A 17,392-nucleotide genomic window follows, 5' to 3' on the forward strand; every position below is an offset into this window, starting at 1 on the left:
CCCCCTGCCGCGTCGAGACCTGCCCTGAGCGGGCAGATCTCGACGCGGCACGGGGGTCTCACTGAGGTCGTCGCCCGCGCGCAGAGCCTGCGCTACTGAGCGGCAGCGGCGGCGTGCTGGACGCCGAGGATGTCGACCACGAAGACGAGCGTCGATCCGCCGGGGATCTTGCCGCTGTCGGCGTCGCCGTAGCCGAGCGCGGGCGGGATGACGGCCAGAACCTGCGATCCGACGGTCTGACCCTCGAGCGCCTGCTGGAAGCCGGGCACGACTCCGGTGGTCTGGAACGATGCCGGAGCGCCGTTCTGCCAGCTGGAGTCGAAGACGCTGCCGTCACTCCACAGGACGCCCGTGTACTGCACGAGAACGGTGTCGCCGGATGCGACGACCTCGCCGTCGCCCTTCTTCAGGTCGGCGAGCTGCAACTCGGCGGGGGCGTCACCCTCGGGGATCTCGATGGTCGGCGCCCCGGTGTCGTCGAGCGTCACCGTGGGGAGGCCGGCCACCGCCGGCTGGGGGTCGCCCCATGCCGCGTTGGGCACGGTCGCGAGGAGGTCGACGATGTAGACCTCGCTGGAGGTGTCTTCCGATGCGGGGAAGGTCGCGACGATCCGCGTGCCGGGCGTCGCACAGCCGATGATCTGCCCGAGCGGGTTGTCGGGCGAGATCTGAGCGGGCAGCACCTCGCCGGGCGTGTATCCGATCGAGCCGAGCTTCTCCCCCGTGTCGGCGCTGAACGCCGTCAATGCGTAGGAGATGAGCTCGCCGGAGGCCACGGGGTCGCCCTCGCCTTCGGTCACGACCGTGCGCTGCAACTCGGTGACGTCGATGGGCGACGTGAACGTCGCGGTCGACTCCGTACCGAAGTCGCCGGTGACGGAGACCGCATCGGATGCCGCGCCGGAAGGCGCCGCCGTCGAGCAGAGATCGGCGGCCGAACCGCTCGGACTGGCGCTCGCGTCGGGAGACGACGATCCGGAGCAGCCGGCGAGCAGAAGCACCGCGGCGGCGGCGACGGACAGGGTGGCAAGCGGGCGGAAGCGCACGATGAAACCTCGAGAAAGATGGGGGAAAGGACCTCCATCCTCCCTCATCCTTCCTCTGACCTGGCTGGGAACGGACCATGCCGATGACGGAATGGAAACGGGAGTACCCTCGACGGGTGACATCCGAGGAGACGCCCGTGCCCGAGAACGGTCACGACTCCCCGGCGGAATCGGCTGATGCCGCGTCCCCTGCGACGCCCGCGACGCGCATGGGCGCGACCTACTTTCTCGGACGCTTCATCATCCGCCCGCTCGCACGGGTGATCTACCGACCGCGCGTCGAAGGCACCTCGCTGGTTCCCAAGACGGGACCCGTCATCTTCGCGAGCAACCATCTCTCCTTCATCGACTCGATCGCGATCCCGGTGGCTGCGCCCCGGCCCGTGCACTTCCTCGCCAAGTCGAGCTACTTCGACGGCAAGGGTGCTTCGGGGTGGGTATCGCGTGAATTCTTCACCGCGATCGGAGCGATCCCCGTGAAGCGTGGCGCGGGTCAGGCCGCGTTGGACGCTCTCGAGCAGCAGCGTCAGCTGCTCGCCGACGGCAAGACGGTCGCGCTCTACCCGGAAGGCACGCGGTCGCTCGACGGGCGCCTGTACAAGGGCCGTACGGGCGTCGCGTTCCTCGCCCTCCAGACCGGCGCCCCGGTCGTGCCCGTCGGCCTCATCGGCACCGACGAGGTGATGCCGGTCGGCGCGAAGCGGCCCGCGATGAACAAGCGCATCACGGTGCGGTTCGGCGAGCCGCTCCACCTGGCGCACCACGGCGCGGCCGAATCGGGTAAGGCGCGCCGCCTGGCCACGGACGACATCATGGCGGCGATCCACCGACTGTCGGGCCAAGAGCTCGCCAACGCCTACAACGAAGTCCCCGCGGCGACGCCGATCGAACGCATCAAGCAGGTGCTGCCGCACGAACGGCTCTGACTCGCGCGCCCCGGGGTCAGTTCGCCGACGACGCGACGAGTATCGTCGGCTCGTGGCGCACGGGGAAGTTCACCGAGTTTGCGATGAAGCACAACGCGTTCGCCTCCGCATGGGCAGCGGTCGCGGCATCCGTCATCGATTCCTCTGCGATCGTCACCCGCGGGCGGAGCATGACCTCTGTGAAGGCGCCTCCGCCGTGACCGTCTTCCTGCATGACCGCGGATGCCTCGTCTTCGTAGGCGACCACCACGACGCCGGTCTTCACGCAGGCGTAGAGGTAGGAGAGCAGATGGCATTCGCTGAGGGAGGCGAGCAGGAGGTCCTCGGGATTCCAGCGGGCGGGGTCGCCCCGGAACGGCCTGTCCGCAGAGGCGAGCAGCTGCGGCTTGCCGTCGACCTCGATCGTCACTGACCGGTCGTAGTCGCGGTACCCGGTGGTGCCGGTGCCGCGGTCACCCGTCCACGTCGTGCGCAGGGCGTATCTGTGCTCTCCTGACATGCCCTCAGTGTGGCATGGGCACCCGGCCGCGGGGATGCCCGGCGCTAGGCTGAGCGGGTGCCACAGACCTTCGCCGTCGCTGATGCCGTCGAACTCGCCGTGGTCGAACGGAGCGGCTTCGTCGAGTCGCGGCATGCCGGGAGCGCCGTCGTCCTCGCGCCGGACGGCACCGTCGCAGCCGAGATGGGCGATGTCGGCACGCCGATCCTCCCGCGCTCCAGCATGAAGCCGCTGCAGGCCCTGGGCTGCTTGACAGCGGGAGCACCGCTCGCGGACGAGCGACTGGGTCTGGCCACGGCCAGCCACTCCGGCACTGATCGCCACGTCGCCGTGGTGCGGGACATCCTGGAGAGCGCCGGGCTCAGCGAAGACGCGTTGGCGTGCCCTGCCGCGTGGCCGGGCGACCAGCCGACGCGCGACGACATGGTGCGGGACCTCGCGCAGCCGGCCCGCATCCGCATGACGTGTTCGGGCAAGCACGCAGCCATGCTTCTGACGTGCGTCACGAACCAGTGGGACACCGACGGATACCTCGACCCCGGGCATCCGCTGCAGTCGCATATCCGCGAGGTGGTCGAGCGCCTCGTCGGCGAGCGCTCCTCCACGGTGGCGATCGACGGATGCGGCGCGCCGATCTACGCGATGAGCCTCTCGGGCCTCGCCCGGGCGATCCACCGCGTCGGCACCGCGTCGGAGCGATCGCCGTTCGCGTTGCACCGCAGCGCGGGAACCCTGGTGCGCGCCGTGCGCGAGCACCCGTGGACGATCGCAGGCCCCGGCACACCGGACACGATCGTCATCGAACGTCTGGGCGTCTTCGCGAAGTTCGGCGCGGAGGGGATCATGGTGATGACCGCCCCCGACGGCACGACCGTCGCCGTCAAGATGCTCGACGGCGCCGGACGAGCGGTCACCGCCGTCGCGCTGCGGCTGCTCGAGCGGGCGGGCGCGCTCGCGCCCTCGGACGTCGCCACAGCCCTCAGCGCGCTCCCCCTGACCGTCCGTGGCGGCGACACAATCGTCGGGGCCATCCGTCCCGCGTTCTGAGACGCTCCCACGAGGAGCGGAAAGGAAGTCCGGTGAAGATCTCCGTCCCCTCCGAGGTGAAGAACAACGAGTACCGGGTCGCCCTGACGCCCGCCGGCGTGCACGACCTGACCCTCGCAGGCCATGATGTGGTCGTGCAGCGCGGCGCCGGTGCCGGCTCGTCGATGCCCGACGCCGAGTACGCCGCAGCGGGCGCCACCCTGCTCGACGATGCGGCCGACGTCTGGGAGCACGCGGACCTGCTGCTGAAGGTGAAGGAGCCGGTCGCCGGCGAGTACGACTACTTCCGCGACGACCTCGTGCTGTTCACCTACCTGCACCTCGCCGCCGATCGCCCGCTCACCGACCGGCTCCTCGGCGAGCGGGTGACTGCGATCGCCTACGAGACCGTGCAGGTGGCGGGCGGTGGCCTCCCGCTGCTGGCCCCCATGAGCGAGGTCGCGGGACGCCTGGCCCCGACGGTGGGAGCGGCGACGCTGATGCGCTCGGCGGGCGGGCTGGGCCTTCTCATGTCGGGCGTTCCGGGAACGCGACCGGCGACGGTCACCGTCATCGGCGGCGGTGTCGCGGGAGCGAACGCGGCGGTCATCGCGGTCGGGCTGGGCGCCGACGTCACGGTGTTCGACACGAACATCCAGCGCCTGCGGTACCTCGACGATCACTTCCAGGGGCGGGTGAAGACCGCGGCATCCAACCCGCTCGATCTCGACCGCGCCGTCGTGAACTCCGACCTCGTCATCGGGTCGGTGCTCATCCCCGGCGCGAGGGCGCCGAAGCTCGTCACGAACGACATGGTGGCGCGCATGCGCCCGGGAAGCGTCCTCGTGGACATCGCCGTCGACCAGGGCGGATGCTTCGAAGACACACACCCCACGACCCACGCCGACCCCACCTTCGCGGTGCACGACACGGTGTTCTACTGCGTGGCGAACATGCCCGGTGCGGTGCCGAACACGTCGACCTCCGCTCTGGTGAACGCGACTCTGCCCTACGTCCGTCAGATCGCCCGGCGCGGGTGGAAAGACGCGTTGCGGGCGGATGCCGCGCTCGCGCTCGGGCTGAACACGACCGCCGGTGAAGTCGTCAACCGCGGGGTGGCGGCCGCGCACGGGCTGATCGCGACACCCATCGAGGACGTTCTGTCCTGACCGCCCGCCCGCCACGCGTCGGCACCCCGCCGTGGGATGCCGACGCGGCGGCTCGTTGGCCTCAGATGCCGCCGTCGATCGAGCGGGTGTACTCGGATGCGTCGTCGGGCACGAGCACTTCGGTGTCGCGATTCAGGCTCTCCCCCCGGAAGAACTTCTTCGAGCGGGGGAACATGAACCAGATGAGCATCAGCACGATGCCGAACGCGAGCGAGCCGATACCGAGTACGAAAGTGCCGCCGATGCCGAACAGCACCGTGTAGCCGTAGTCGACGTCGAACATGTCGATCGCCGACTGCACGAATGCGAACGTCAGCATGAGCGCGCCGAGGAGCGGCAGAAGTCCCTTGTAGAAGAAGTTTCGCGCCGATGTGAACAGCTGGCGTCGGTAGTACCAGACGCAGGCGTAGCCCGTCAGGGCGTAGTAGAACGCGATCGCGAGACCGAGCGACAGGATCGAGTCCTGCAGGATGTTGTCGCTGATCAGCGTCATGCCGACGTAATAGACGATCGCGACGCCGCCCATGACCAATGTCGAGAACGACGGCGTCTTGTACGTGGGGTGCACGGTGGCGAACCTGCGGGGCAGGGCTTTGTAGGCGGCCATCGCGAGAGTGCCCCGGGCCGTGGGCAGGATCGTCGTCTGGGTAGAGGAGATCGCCGAGATCATCACCGAGACGACGAGCACCCAGCCGAAGGGACCGAGCAGCCCGTCCTTGATGGCGAGGAAGAAGTCGTCGGCGTTCGCCTCGTTGCCGAGCCCGGTGCCGGTCTCGCCGAGGCCGGCGTACATCATCGCCGCAACGGTGACGCCGACGTAGGTCACCAGCAGGATGACCGTCGTCAGGAGCGCGGCGCGGCCCGGGATGCGCTTGGGGTCCTTGGTCTCCTCGTTCAGGGCCAGACAGGTGTCCCACCCCCAGTAGATGAAGATCGCCAACAGGACGGCTTCGGTGAAGGCGTGCCAGTCGGTGAACGCGAGCGGGTTGAACCAGTTCCAGTCGAACGGTGTGGGGTCCGGGGCGGTGCCCGCGAAGAACTGCCACAGTGCCGCCACGACGAAGATCGCCAGCGCCGCGTACTGGATGGTGAGCAGGATGTTCTGGATGCGCTCGCCGATCTCCACTCCGCGCCAGCTCACGTAGGTCATGGCGGCGATGAACACGACGCCTGTCGCCGTGACGAGCGGGACGTTCTCGGCGAGCGTCCCGTCGCCGAACAGCGACCAGAAGTAGATGGCCGCGATCTGCGCGAGGTTGGCGAGGACGACCATCCCCGCCACGGCGACACCCCATCCGCCCATCCACCCCACCCACGGCCCGAACGCCTTGGTGCCCCACGTGAACGTGGTGCCGCAGTCGGGGACCTCGTTGTTCAGCTCCCGGTAGGCGAACGCGATGAAGATCATCGGAATGAACGCGAGCACGAAGGCGATGGGTGCTTGGGCGCCGACGGCGAGCACCACGAATCCGAGGGTCGCAACGAGCGAATAGACGGGTGCGGTCGATGCGAGACCGATCACGGTGGAGCCCCACAGCCCCAGGGTGCCGGCTGCGAGACCTTTTCCGTCGGGTCGGGTGAGGTCGATCGGAGTGGTTGCCATCTGCCGAAGGTAAGGGGCGCGGTCACACGAGGTCAAGAACGGCTGCCGCCGAGCCGTCCGGAAGGATGATGCGTTCGGACGGTCCGTCCGCCCGTCGCAGCCAGGCACGCGATCGACCCGGTGCGCAGTAGGGCGGCAGTTCGCGCTCGCCGGTGAGGATGCGGTACTCCGGCGCGCAGGTCGCATCGATCACGAGGTCGTGTTCGCCGCGCACCACCGCGAACACGCTCCAGTGCCGCTGCCACTCGTCGGGGTCGCCGGCCACGACCGTCGGGGCAGCCACGGGCCCGCCCTCGATGACTGACAGGGTGGCCGCAGCATCCGCTAGCGGCACGATGCGAGCACCTCCGCCCCGCCACGCCTCGAGCACGGCCCTGGTGGCCGCAGAGCGTCGGCCGACGTATCCGGTGACCGGCATCGACGGATGCCACGCAGGAGCCTGCTCGGCCGGCGGCACGCGGTGCGGGCTCGATGCCACCGGCGCCGAAGGCACGAGCGCGAACTGGATCGCCTGCCCGTCGAGTCGTCCGCGGCCGGGCGGAGTGCGCGACGTGAAGTGCGACGGATCGCCGCCCGCCGCGATGTGGTCGGCGCGGGTCGGCAAGCCGAGGATTGCGCGGTGCGTGAGCAGGTCGGTGACGCGCGCGGTCGCCGGAGACGGGCGCTGCGCGGTGACGACGATCGACGTGCCGCGAGAGCCCGAAGCCCGCACCACCTCCTCCACCCGCTCGAGGACCGTCCGCCCGTACTCGTGCGGAAAGCGCGCAGCGAGAGCGTCGATGTCGTCGATGAGGAGGACTTCGGGGATGCCGCGACCCTCGCGCAGGTGGGACACGGCATCCCATGCCCTCTCCGGATCGCTCGGCAGCCAGACAGCCTCGCACTGCGCTGCAATCGTCTGCAGCACAGCGCTCTTGCCGCTCCCCCGGGCGCCGACGACGAGGAGCCCGCGCCCGACCTCGGTGAGCTTCGCCGGGCGCTGACGCTGCCTGTCGGGCTCATCGATGAGGCCCAGTACGACGAGACCACTCTCGCCGTGCCCGCGCAGCTCGTCGAGGCCGATCCGGTCCGGCAGGTCGGGGAGCCAGGGGCGCCGCGGCCGCGGACCCGCGGCTTCGCCGACCCCGTCGATGTCTTCCGCGGTGCTCAGCGCAATGCGGATCGGGTGCGGGGCCGCGTCGGAGGCCCGGCGGACGAGAGCGAGACCACGACCCTCTGCGCTGCCCGGCAGAGCTGCGGCCTGATCCGTCCCGACGACCGCCCGACTGTCGGCGGCGTCGGTGACCCGCAGACTCAGCCGCAGCGGGCAGTTCGTGAGGAGCGCGTCGCGGATCACGCCGGCGACGCGCTGGGTGCCGAGGATGAGGTGCATGCCGAGAGCGCGCCCGCGCGCCGCCACGTCGGTGAAGACCGCCTGCAGCTCGGGGTGTGCGTCCACGAGCGCAGCGAACTCGTCGACGACGATCACCAGCCGCGGCAGTCCGACGCGATCATCGGAGACGTCACGAGCGCCGGAGCGTGCCAGCTCCGTCTCCCGCCACCGTACTTCCGCTCGAAGACTCTCGATGGCCCGCCTGGCACCGGAGCCGTCGAGGTCGGTGATCACACCCGTGACGTGCGGCAGGCCGGCCAGTGCGTCGAACGCCGTCCCGCCTTTGAAATCGGCGAGGAGGAAGGTCACCTCGCCGATCGTGCGTGTCGCGCACATCGAGAGCACCCACGTGATGAGCAGCTCGCTCTTGCCCGATCCCGTCACCCCGGCCACGACCGCGTGGGGCCCGTCGGCGAGCAGATCGACACAGAACGGTCTGCCCGCCTGTACGCCGATCACCGCCTCGAGTCCCGCCGTCGTGGGCGTCGAATCCGCCAGCAGGTCCGCCAGCGCGATCGGCGCCGGGCCGTCGCGCGCCGTCGTCGCCTCCACCGCCCATCGCTCGGCCAGTGCGTCGCCGATCTGCGCGGCTTGAGCGGCCGCCAACGCCTCCGGCCGCACATCGACGACCTCGCCCACGTAGTCCAGTCGCCCATGATCGGGAGAGGCGACCGTCAGGAGAGCCGTGCAACGCGGCGCCCCGTGCGGCGTGAGCGCTCGCTGAATCACCAGGTCGGCGTCGGCCGGGACGGGGTCATCCGGCCCGAGCACGGCGAGCGTCGTGCCACCCCGTGAGCCATGATGCGGCATCCGCTCGATCCACACGTCATCACCGGGCGTGCCGACGACGCGCAGCGCGGAGGGCGGGCTCGCCAGACACAGTTGCGTGGCGAGCGCGCGCACCACCGCCGCGGCGAGGATCGGAGGACCGAGGACCGCGACCCCCTCGCTGGCCGCGACCACGATCGGCGCGCCGTCCAGCCGCGCCGCGTCGGCGCGCAGCTCCGCGGAGGCGGCATCGCCGATCCCCCCGGTGACCCGCACGGCGCTGGCGCCAGCACCCGCCCCCACGACGAGCGCGTCCGTCCTGCCGGGAACCGCACGCCAGATCTCCTCCGCTCGAGCGAGGTACAGCGCGACATCCGGGTGGCCGTCCCACAGGCCCGCTCGCTCCCGACCGTGTCGTTCGCGGACGACCTCGGTCAGGCGTGCCCGGGCGGCAGCGGCATCGGATTCCGCCCTCCGCCGCGACCGCCGGGCGGCTCGTCCCGCGTCGACGACGGACGCGAGGGCGATGAGGGGCCCGAGCGCAGCGAACCACAGGGAGAGCACCGAGCCCGTGACGACCCAGAGCCCGATGGCTCCGACCACCGGTACGGTCGCGGCGAGGATCGGCAGGGGTGCCCGGGCCGGCGGTGTCCACGCCGGAGGGAGGCTGAGGGGCTCATCGTCCCCGGCCATCGCCACGGCCGTGTGCGGGGAAGAGGCTCGGGCGCGTGAAGGGGAATCCGTGTGCACGCCGTCAGTCAAACGTGCGCGACACCGGGTCGGTGCGCTCCGGCTCCGGATCGGGCACTACGTCTCGCAGGGGCTCCGTGGGGAGGAACGGCGGGGCCTCAGCCCGCAGGCGCCTCGACGGGATGCCGCGCCACATTCACGACGATGATCGAGATGTTGTCGCGGCCGCCGTTCTCCAGCGCCGCATCGAGCATCGCGGAGACCGCTTCGGCCGGATCTGCATGCTCGTTCAGAAAATGCTGGATGCCGTAATCGGTGAGCTCTTTCGTCAGCCCGTCCGAACAGATCACGAAACGATCGCCGTCGATGACATCGAGTCGCACGTAGTCGGGCGTCACGCTCTCGCTCGGGCCGACCGCCCGCGTGATGACATTGCCGTACGGGTGGTTCTCGGCCTCTTCCGGACTGAGTCTGCCCGCGGCCATGAGCTCCTGCACGACGGAGTGGTCGGTCGTGATCTGCACGATCGCGTCGTCGCGCACGAGGTACACCCGGGAATCTCCGATGTTGAGGGTCACCCAGTTGACCGTGGCATCGAGCACGTCGAGGAAGACACCGGTGACCGTCGTCCCCGTCCCGTCGTCGGTGGTCCCGGTGTGCGACGAGATATCTTTGACGGCTTTGCCGAGGGCCTTCTCGATGGCCTTGGTGGTCACGGTGCCCGACTCGGCGACCGGACGCAGGCGATCGACGGTACTCGCACTCGCGATCTCTCCCCCGATGTGGCCGCCCATGCCGTCTGCGACGACGAACAGCGGATAGATCGCCAGCACGGCGTCCTGATTGGCCTCACGACGGCGGCCGGTATCGGTGGCTGCTGCCCACGAGAGGTCGATCGTCTCATCGCGCACTATGGAGGAACGGGAGTGGGTGACAAGATCCGGCACGCCGTCATCCTCCCTGTTTTCGCGGCTTCAGCTCACGCACCGACAGCGGGCGCAAGTGCTCACATCCTAGTAGACCGGGAATGCCCCGCCCGTGACCGCGGCCGCGCAGCACCCTCACGCGGCAGGGTCTGCCGGGAGGGGGAAGAGGTCGTCCACGGCGTTCAGGTCCTCGGCCGTGGGCGTCCACCGCGTCGCGGCCTGCGCGTTCGCGGTGACCTGTTCGGCCGACGTGGCACCCGCGATGACACTCGACAAACCCTCCTGCGCGAGCAGCCAACCGAGCGTCGCGTCGAGCATGCTGATCCCGCGATCGTCGCAGAACCGCTGGTAGGCCTCGAGCGCGTCCCAGGGCGCGTCGCGCCAGAGGTGCGGTCGCTGCATCATGATGCGGCTCGACTCCGGTCCGCCCTGGCGGGTGAACTTGCCGGTGAGCAGCCCGTTGTAGAGAGGGAAGAAGGGGAAGAAGCCCAGACCGTAGCGCCGCACCGCCGGAAGCACTTCGCGCTCGGCTCCACGCGCGAGGAGCGAGTAGTGATTCTGCGCCGAGACGAAACGCAGCCCGGGAGAGCCGGCGTGGGCGGCTTCGGCGATCTGCCATCCCGCCAGGTTGGAGTGCCCGTAGTAGCAGATCTTGCCCTCACGGACGAGGTCATCCAGAGCGGCGATCGTCTCCTCGACGGGGGTGTCCGGATCGGGGACATGCAGCTGATAGAGGTCGATCCGATCCGTCTGCAGGCGAGTGAGCGAGGCATCCACCGCCCACCGGATGTAGGACCGAGATCCCTTCGCCTGGGAGATCGGGTGCCCCATATCGCGGCCGGGGTGCCCGAACTTGGTGGCGAGCACGACCTGGTCGCGGCGCCCGCGGAGCGCCTCCCCCATGAGGCGTTCGCTCAAGCCCGGCTCACCGCCGTACATGTCGGCGGTGTCGAGGAACGTGACCCCGGCGTCGATCGCGGCATCCAGGACGGCTCTGGTGCCCTCGAGACTCTCCGTGCGCGTTCCGGGTCGACCGAAATTGTTGCAGCCCAGCCCCACCGCGGAGACGAGGAGACCGGATGCCCCGACCCGGCGGAGCGGTGAAGTTGTCGTCATCACCCCACGCTAACGCCGACTCACCATCATGCGACGACGAGCCCCTCGCATTCGCGAGGGGCTCGTCTTATCAGCTCACTGCTTGGGCTGGTCGTCCGCGGACGGCGGCGGCGTGTAACCGGCCGGCGGTGCAGGCGGTTCCGCGGGCGCCGCGCTCGGCGGAGGTGCGTATCGGGCGGGCGGAGCCGGCGGAGTCTGTCCGGCAGGCGGAGCGGGCGGGGTCGATCCAGCGGGCGGCGCGGGCGGGCTCGTCGGAGCGTTGTATCCGGCAGGCGGGGCAGGCGGTTCGTATGCCGCCGGCGGCGGCTGATAACCGGCCGGCGGCGCCTGGTAGCCGGCGTACGGATCGGTGATGGGGTTGGCTGCGTACCCGCCGGCCGCGGCCTGCACAGGAACGCCCTGCCAGACCGTCTTGTCGGCGAGGAAGTTGCCGGCCCAGGGGGCGGCGGGCACCGCTGTGTTCCAGCGCGACTTGTCGAAAGCATTGATACCCATCCACACGATGGCGAGGAAGAAGTACAGGATGAGCCAGACGGCCTCCTTCTGCAGTTTCAGCCCCACGCGCCAGGCGGCCATCAGCGTGTAGACGAACGCCGCGAGACCGATGAGCTGTCCGACGACCGGGATCCACCCGAGGACGCCGGCACCCAGCCAGAGGACGAGGAGCCACCACGGATTCAGGTCGCCGAGCTTGACGAAGATGAGGGTGTTGTAGATGGGCACCCATGCGCGCCACTTCCCCTGCACCCCCGCCTTCTCGAAGATCTTCATCAGGAACCATGACGAGATCAGGTAGCCCGCGATGGCGAGGATGAACAGGAAGCCGTAGAAAACGGCGAGCGCTGCGAGAACCGCGGCGTCGCTCGGATCGGAGTTCATGCGAGTCTCCTTCAGTGAAAACGTCGATCGGCTTCAGTCGAAGACGTCGATCGGCGGAGCCTGTGCCCCGCGTCACCACATGTTAGCGATATCGATCGACGCGTGGTGTTCACCCTGGAGCGGCCGAATGCCGTGTCGAACACGTCTGTGCTCGAGCTGCATCTGCCGAGCTCAGACGACCAGCTCGGTGACGCCGTCACCTCGTGATCGCAGAACCACCCCGCTCGCGTCGGCCCACGTCCTGAGATCATCGAGCGTCCGGACCCGCGGGCGGTCGACGGCGAGACGTCGCACCAGCGCTCCCTTGGCGTGCTTGTTGAAGTGGTTGAGCGCCCGCGTGCGGCCGTCGGACTCCGCGCTCACGACGCGGAGGTACGTGGCTCGCACGCCGGCCGGGACCGGTCCGAGCGCGACATAGGCCTCGGAGCGCAGATCGAGGACGAAGGACGATCGCCGTGCCGCGATCGCCGCGGACACCGGCGCCGACCAGAGCCGGGTGAGCGGGCGAAGTCCGGGGAGCGAGATCCCCGCCCCGAGTCGGTACGAGGGGATGCGGTCGAGCGCACCCACGGGCCCGAACGGCGCGGAGTGGATGAGGACATGCCTGCCCAGCCATCGCCGGGCGGCGGGAGGGAGGGATGCCGCGTCCAGGGCGTCGTAGAGCACACCGGTGTACCGGTCGATGGCCGGCAGCGTCGGTGCGGAGACGAGCTCGGCATTCGCGCGCACCTCGCCGCGCCGGCCGGGGCCGAGGCGCAGCACGCGAGCCGCCTGTTCCTCGTCGTCCGAGAGCGCCACCAGAGCTCGCACGACCTCCTCCCGCTGGAGGGTCAGCTCGGGGAACGCGAGAGACGCCAGGTCGAGCGTCCGTGCACTGCCTCCGGGACGCTTGGTCTCGGAGGGTGGCAGGAGAAGGAGCAAACGCGGCCTCCTTCGGACTCGACGGGCGGGAAGACGAACGCACCGTGGATGCAGCATCCACGGTGCGTTCACACGCTGCTTCTAGGAGACGAGCGCTGCGTTTCCCGCCACGATGGTTAGCTCATCGCTCTCCATGGACAAGAAGCCGTCCTGAGCGTTCGCGACGATCTTCGCGCCGTTGGTCTGCGTGATGCGCACCTGGCCTTCGGCGAGGATCGCGAGCACGGGCTCGTGACCCTGCATGAAGCCGATCTCGCCCTCGACGGTCTTGGCGATGACGATCGACGCCTCACCCGACCAGACCTCCGCGTCTGCGGAGACGAGGCTCACCTTGATGGGCATGTCAGCCGTTTTCCTTCTGGATCTTCGCCCACTGCTCTTCGACGTCGCTGATCCCACCGACGTTGAAGAAGGCCTGCTCGGCCACGTGGTCGAAATCGCCCTTCACGATGGCGTCGAAGGACTCGATGGTCTCCTTGATCGGGACCGTCGACCCCTCCACACCGGTGAACTTCTTCGCCATGTACGTGTTCTGCGAGAGGAACTGCTGGATGCGACGCGCACGCGACACGACGATCTTGTCTTCTTCGGAGAGCTCGTCGACGCCGAGGATCGCGATGATCTCCTGCAGTTCCTTGTTCTTCTGAAGGATCTGCTTGACGTTGGTCGCAACGCGGTAGTGGTCCTCGCCGATGTAGCGGGGGTCGAGGATGCGGCTCGTCGAGGTCAACGGATCGACGGCCGGGTACAGGCCCTTCGACGCGATCTCGCGCGAAAGCTCGGTGGTCGCATCGAGGTGCGCGAACGTGGTCGCCGGAGCCGGGTCAGTGTAGTCGTCGGCAGGCACATAGATCGCCTGCAGCGAGGTGATCGAGTGACCGCGCGTCGAGGTGATGCGCTCCTGAAGCACACCCATCTCGTCGGCGAGGTTGGGCTGGTAGCCCACCGCGGACGGCATGCGACCGAGCAGCGTCGAGACCTCGGAGCCGGCCTGCGTGAAGCGGAAGATGTTGTCGATGAACAACAGCACATCCTGCTTCTGCACGTCACGGAAGTACTCGGCCATCGTCAGCGCCGACAGGGCGACGCGCAGACGCGTTCCCGGCGGCTCGTCCATCTGGCCGAACACGAGTGCCGTCTTGTCGAAGACTCCCGCCTCCTCCATCTCGGCGATGAGGTCGTTGCCCTCACGCGTGCGCTCGCCGACACCGGCGAACACCGACACGCCGCCGTGGTTCTGCGCGACGCGCTGGATCATCTCCTGGATGAGGACGGTCTTTCCGACGCCCGCACCTCCGAAGAGGCCGATCTTTCCGCCGAGCACGTACGGCGTGAGCAGATCGATGACCTTGATGCCGGTCTCGAACATGGTGGTCTTGGACTCGAGCTGGTCGAAGCTCGGGGCCTTGCGGTGGATGGGCCAGCGTTCGGTGATCTCGACCTGCTCGCCGGGCTCGGCGTTGAGGACCTCGCCGATGACGTTGAAGACCTTGCCCTTGGTGACGTCGCCGACCGGAACTGTGATCTGATCGCCGGTGTTGCGCACTTCCTGACCGCGGACGATGCCGTCGGTGGGCTTGAGCGCGATGGCGCGCACGAGGTCGTCGCCGAGGTGCTGTGCGACCTCGAGCGTGATCTCGTTCGACTCGTCGCCGATGGTGATCGTCGTCTTGAGGGCGTTGTAGATGTCGGGCAGCGAGTCGTGCGGGAACTCGATGTCGACGACGGGCCCGGTGACGCGGGCGACGCGGCCGACGGCCGGAGACGTCGTCGTCGATGCGCTTTCCGTGGGGATGGCGGTGATTGTCATTGTCTTGTCTCTCTCGATCTGGATCGAAGGTCTATTTGCTCGACGACAGGGCGTCGGCACCGCCGACGATCTCCGCGATCTGCTGCGTGATCTCGGCCTGGCGCGCGTTGTTGCGCAGACGGGTATAGGTGGTGATGAGCTTGTCGGCGTTGTCGCTGGCGGACTTCATCGCCTTCTGGGTGGCCGCGTGCTTGGCCGCCGAAGACTGCAGAAGCGCATTGAAGACGCGGCTCTGGATGTACACGGGGAGGAGGGTGTCCAGGACAGTCCCTGCCTCGGGCTCGAACTCGTAGAGCGGGTACACCTGCGCAGGTCCCGAGGACTCCTCCGCCTCTACGACCTCGAGAGGCAGAAGACGAACGGTCTCGGGGCTCTGCGTCATCATGCTCACGAAGCGGTTGTAGACCAAGTGGATCTCATCGACGCCGCCGTCCGACCCGCTGCGCTCGTAGGCGTCCAGAAGCACGCCGGCGATCTCCTCCGCGGTGCGGAAGTGCGGCTGATCCGTGTCGCCCGTCCATTCGGCGGCACTCTCGATCCGACGGAACTGGAAGAAGCCGACGGCCTTGCGGCCGATCAGGTAGTAGACCGGCTCGCTGCCCTGCTTGCGGACCAGCTCCCCCACTTCGAGCCCCTCGCGCAGGATCTGGGAGTTGAACGCCCCGGCGAGGCCGCGGTCGGAAGCGAAGATGACGACCGCGGAGCGGCGGATGGTCTCCCGCTCCTGCGTGAGCGGGTGCTCGACGTTCGAGTGCGTCGCGACGGCCGACACCGCGCGCGACACCGCGCGCGAGAAGGGCGAGGAGGCGCGCACGCGCGCCATCGCCTTCTGGATACGCGAAGCCGCGATGAGTTCCATCGCCTTCGTGATCTTCTTGGTCGTCTGAGCAGTGTTGATCTTCTGCTTGTAGACCCGGAGTTGTGCGCCCATGGTGTGGAGTCCGGTTCCGCCTAGCGGCGGCCCTTGACGATCTTCTCCTGGTTGACGTCTTCGACCTCGGAAGCGGCGTACTGCTCGCTGCCGGGGCCCGTGATGCTCTGACCCTTGCCCGCCTGGAACTCCAGGACGAAGGCATCGGTCTTCGCGGTGAGCTCGGCGAGGGTCGCGTCGTCCAGCACGTTGGTGTCACGCAGCGTGTCGAGCACCGTCGTGTTGCGACGCAGGTAGTCGATCAGTTCGCGCTCGAACCGCAGCACGTCCTCCACCTCGAGGGTGTCGAGCTTGCCGTTGGTGCCTGCCCAGATCGAGACGACCTGCTCCTCGACGGGGTACGGCGAGTACTGCGGTTGCTTCAGCAGCTCGGTCAGGCGCGCACCGCGGGAGAGCTGACGACGGGATGCCGCATCCAGGTCGCTCGCGAACATCGCGAACGCCTCGAGGGAGCGGTACTGCGCCAGTTCGAGCTTCAACGTGCCGGAGACCTTCTTGATCGACTTGACCTGCGCGTCACCACCCACGCGCGACACCGAGATGCCGACGTCGACCGCCGGACGCTGGTTGGCGTTGAACAGGTCGGACTGCAGGAAGATCTGGCCGTCGGTGATCGAGATCACGTTGGTCGGGATGTACGCCGACACGTCGTTGGCCTTCGTCTCGATGATCGGAAGACCGGTCATCGACCCCGCACCGAGCTCGTCGGAGAGCTTGGCGCAACGCTCGAGCAGACGGGAGTGTAGGTAGAACACGTCACCCGGGTAGGCCTCGCGCCCCGGCGGCCGACGCAGCAGAAGGGACACGGCGCGGTAGGCCTCGGCCTGCTTGGTCAGGTCATCGAAGATGATCAGGACGTGCTTGCCGTCGTACATCCAGTGCTGCCCGATGGCCGATCCGGTGTACGGAGCCAGGTACTTGAAGCCGGCGGGGTCGGATGCCGGAGCCGCGACGATCGTCGTGTACTCCATGGCGCCCGCGTCCTCGAGCGCGCCCTTGACGGCGGCGATCGTGGACCCCTTCTGGCCGATGGCGACGTAGATGCAGCGAACCTGCTTGTTCGTGTCGCCCGACTCCCAGTTGGCCTTCTGGTTGATGATCGTGTCGATCGCGATCGCCGTCTTGCCGGTCTGGCGGTCGCCGATGATCAGCTGACGCTGGCCACGCCCGACGGGGATCATGGCGTCGATGGCCTTGATCCCGGTCTGCAGCGGCTCGTGGACCGACTTGCGCTGCATGACGCCGGGCGCCTGCAGCTCGAGCGCACGCCGACCGTCCGTGGCGACCTCGCCGAGGCCGTCGATCGGGTTTCCCAGCGGGTCGACGACACGTCCGAGGTAGCCGTCTCCGACGGCGACCGAGAGCACTTCGCCGGTGCGCGTGACCTTTTGGCCGGCCTCGATGCCCGAGAACTCGCCGAGGACGACGACACCGATCTCGTGCTCGTCGAGGTTCAGCGCAAGACCCTGCGTGCCGTCCGCGAAGAGGACGAGCTCGTTGGCCATGACGCCGGGGAGTCCCTCGACGTGCGCGATGCCGTCGGCGGCATCGATGACGGTGCCGACCTCGGTCGCCGCGGCGCCGGTGGGCTCGTATGCAGCGACGAAGTCCTTCAGCGCGTCGCGGATGGCGTCGGGGCTGATGGTGAGTTCTGCCATGGTCTTCCTTCGTTCGGTGGAGCCGCAGCTCCAAGTCTCCGCTCGACCCTGT

15 protein-coding genes are annotated in these 17,392 nt (G+C 68.6%); 3 read left to right on the top strand and 12 right to left on the bottom strand.

Annotated features, from left to right (window positions below):
* Positions 1-92 precede the first annotated feature (92 nt).
* Positions 93-1,046, bottom strand: coding sequence for an FKBP-type peptidyl-prolyl cis-trans isomerase (locus ACFM35_RS08120; RefSeq protein ID WP_378840716.1), 954 nt, complete (start codon positions 1,044-1,046; stop codon positions 93-95).
* 209 nt (positions 1,047-1,255) lie between these two features.
* On the opposite strand from ACFM35_RS08120, the gene ACFM35_RS08125 reads away from it, so the two are divergent.
* The gene (locus ACFM35_RS08125; RefSeq protein ID WP_378840952.1) at positions 1,256-1,972 is read left to right on the top strand and encodes a lysophospholipid acyltransferase family protein; all 717 of its coding nucleotides are present in this window, start codon (positions 1,256-1,258) and stop codon (positions 1,970-1,972) included.
* A 16-nt stretch (positions 1,973-1,988) separates the two neighbouring features.
* Here the strand turns inward: ACFM35_RS08125 and ACFM35_RS08130 are convergent, their stop codons facing one another.
* Positions 1,989-2,471 (bottom strand): OsmC family protein, encoded by a 483-nt coding sequence (locus ACFM35_RS08130; protein ID WP_378840719.1) that lies wholly within the window; start codon positions 2,469-2,471, stop codon positions 1,989-1,991.
* A gap of 57 nt (positions 2,472-2,528) precedes the next feature.
* Here ACFM35_RS08130 and ACFM35_RS08135 point away from each other — a divergent pair, with 57 nt between their 5' ends.
* Positions 2,529-3,518 (top strand): asparaginase, encoded by a 990-nt coding sequence (locus ACFM35_RS08135; RefSeq protein ID WP_378840721.1) that lies wholly within the window; start codon positions 2,529-2,531, stop codon positions 3,516-3,518.
* 32 nt (positions 3,519-3,550) lie between these two features.
* Positions 3,551-4,666: an alanine dehydrogenase gene (ald, locus tag ACFM35_RS08140; RefSeq protein ID WP_378840724.1), complete on the top strand. Its 1,116-nt coding sequence runs from the start codon at positions 3,551-3,553 to the stop codon at positions 4,664-4,666.
* Positions 4,667-4,727: 61 nt separating this feature from the next.
* Here the strand turns inward: ald and ACFM35_RS08145 are convergent, their stop codons facing one another.
* The 10 genes from ACFM35_RS08145 to atpA form a co-directional block, all read right to left on the bottom strand.
* Positions 4,728-6,269: an APC family permease gene (locus ACFM35_RS08145; protein WP_378840726.1), complete on the bottom strand. Its 1,542-nt coding sequence runs from the start codon at positions 6,267-6,269 to the stop codon at positions 4,728-4,730.
* 22 nt (positions 6,270-6,291) lie between these two features.
* Positions 6,292-9,159: an FtsK/SpoIIIE domain-containing protein gene (locus ACFM35_RS08150; protein ID WP_378840729.1), complete on the bottom strand. Its 2,868-nt coding sequence runs from the start codon at positions 9,157-9,159 to the stop codon at positions 6,292-6,294.
* Positions 9,160-9,257: 98 nt separating this feature from the next.
* Positions 9,258-10,046 carry a PP2C family protein-serine/threonine phosphatase gene (locus ACFM35_RS08155; protein ID WP_378840731.1) on the bottom strand — a complete coding sequence of 263 codons (789 nt, stop codon included), beginning with the start codon at positions 10,044-10,046 and terminating at the stop codon, positions 9,258-9,260.
* 114 nt (positions 10,047-10,160) lie between these two features.
* Entirely contained in the window at positions 10,161-11,141 is a 981-nt protein-coding gene (locus ACFM35_RS08160; protein WP_378840734.1) for an aldo/keto reductase, read from the bottom strand.
* Positions 11,142-11,216: 75 nt separating this feature from the next.
* Positions 11,217-12,020 (bottom strand): DUF5684 domain-containing protein, encoded by an 804-nt coding sequence (locus ACFM35_RS08165; protein ID WP_378840737.1) that lies wholly within the window; start codon positions 12,018-12,020, stop codon positions 11,217-11,219.
* A gap of 171 nt (positions 12,021-12,191) precedes the next feature.
* Entirely contained in the window at positions 12,192-12,941 is a 750-nt protein-coding gene (locus tag ACFM35_RS08170) for a YaaA family protein (RefSeq protein ID WP_378840739.1), read from the bottom strand.
* An 81-nt stretch (positions 12,942-13,022) separates the two neighbouring features.
* A complete protein-coding gene (locus tag ACFM35_RS08175; protein WP_378840742.1) occupies positions 13,023-13,283 on the bottom strand; it encodes a F0F1 ATP synthase subunit epsilon in 261 nt (86 codons plus the stop codon).
* A 1-nt stretch (position 13,284) separates the two neighbouring features.
* Positions 13,285-14,751: a F0F1 ATP synthase subunit beta gene (gene atpD, locus ACFM35_RS08180; RefSeq protein ID WP_378840744.1), complete on the bottom strand. Its 1,467-nt coding sequence runs from the start codon at positions 14,749-14,751 to the stop codon at positions 13,285-13,287.
* 31 nt (positions 14,752-14,782) lie between these two features.
* Positions 14,783-15,682, bottom strand: coding sequence for a F0F1 ATP synthase subunit gamma (locus tag ACFM35_RS08185; RefSeq protein ID WP_378840747.1), 900 nt, complete (start codon positions 15,680-15,682; stop codon positions 14,783-14,785).
* Positions 15,683-15,702: 20 nt separating this feature from the next.
* Positions 15,703-17,340, bottom strand: a complete 1,638-nt coding sequence (atpA, locus tag ACFM35_RS08190) for a F0F1 ATP synthase subunit alpha (RefSeq protein ID WP_378840749.1) — start codon at positions 17,338-17,340, stop codon at positions 15,703-15,705.
* Between the last annotated feature and the right edge of the window lie 52 nt (positions 17,341-17,392).

It is taken from the genome of Microbacterium songi (genome assembly GCF_042747925.1).
Lineage (GTDB): Bacteria > Actinomycetota > Actinomycetes > Actinomycetales > Microbacteriaceae > Microbacterium.

Excerpts from the sequence above, each read along its gene's own strand:
- ACFM35_RS08125 (WP_378840952.1), top strand. The coding sequence starts at position 1,256 with ATGGGCGCGACCTACTTTCTCGGACGCTTCATCATCCGCCCGCTCGCA.
- ACFM35_RS08130 (WP_378840719.1), bottom strand. The coding sequence starts at position 2,471 with ATGTCAGGAGAGCACAGATACGCCCTGCGCACGACGTGGACGGGTGAC.
- ACFM35_RS08145 (WP_378840726.1), bottom strand. The coding sequence starts at position 6,269 with ATGGCAACCACTCCGATCGACCTCACCCGACCCGACGGAAAAGGTCTC.
- ACFM35_RS08160 (WP_378840734.1), bottom strand. The coding sequence starts at position 11,141 with ATGACGACAACTTCACCGCTCCGCCGGGTCGGGGCATCCGGTCTCCTC.
- ACFM35_RS08165 (WP_378840737.1), bottom strand. The coding sequence starts at position 12,020 with ATGAACTCCGATCCGAGCGACGCCGCGGTTCTCGCAGCGCTCGCCGTT.
- ACFM35_RS08175 (WP_378840742.1), bottom strand. The coding sequence starts at position 13,283 with ATGCCCATCAAGGTGAGCCTCGTCTCCGCAGACGCGGAGGTCTGGTCG.
- atpD (WP_378840744.1), bottom strand. The coding sequence starts at position 14,751 with ATGACAATCACCGCCATCCCCACGGAAAGCGCATCGACGACGACGTCT.
- ACFM35_RS08185 (WP_378840747.1), bottom strand. The coding sequence starts at position 15,682 with ATGGGCGCACAACTCCGGGTCTACAAGCAGAAGATCAACACTGCTCAG.
- atpA (WP_378840749.1), bottom strand. The coding sequence starts at position 17,340 with ATGGCAGAACTCACCATCAGCCCCGACGCCATCCGCGACGCGCTGAAG.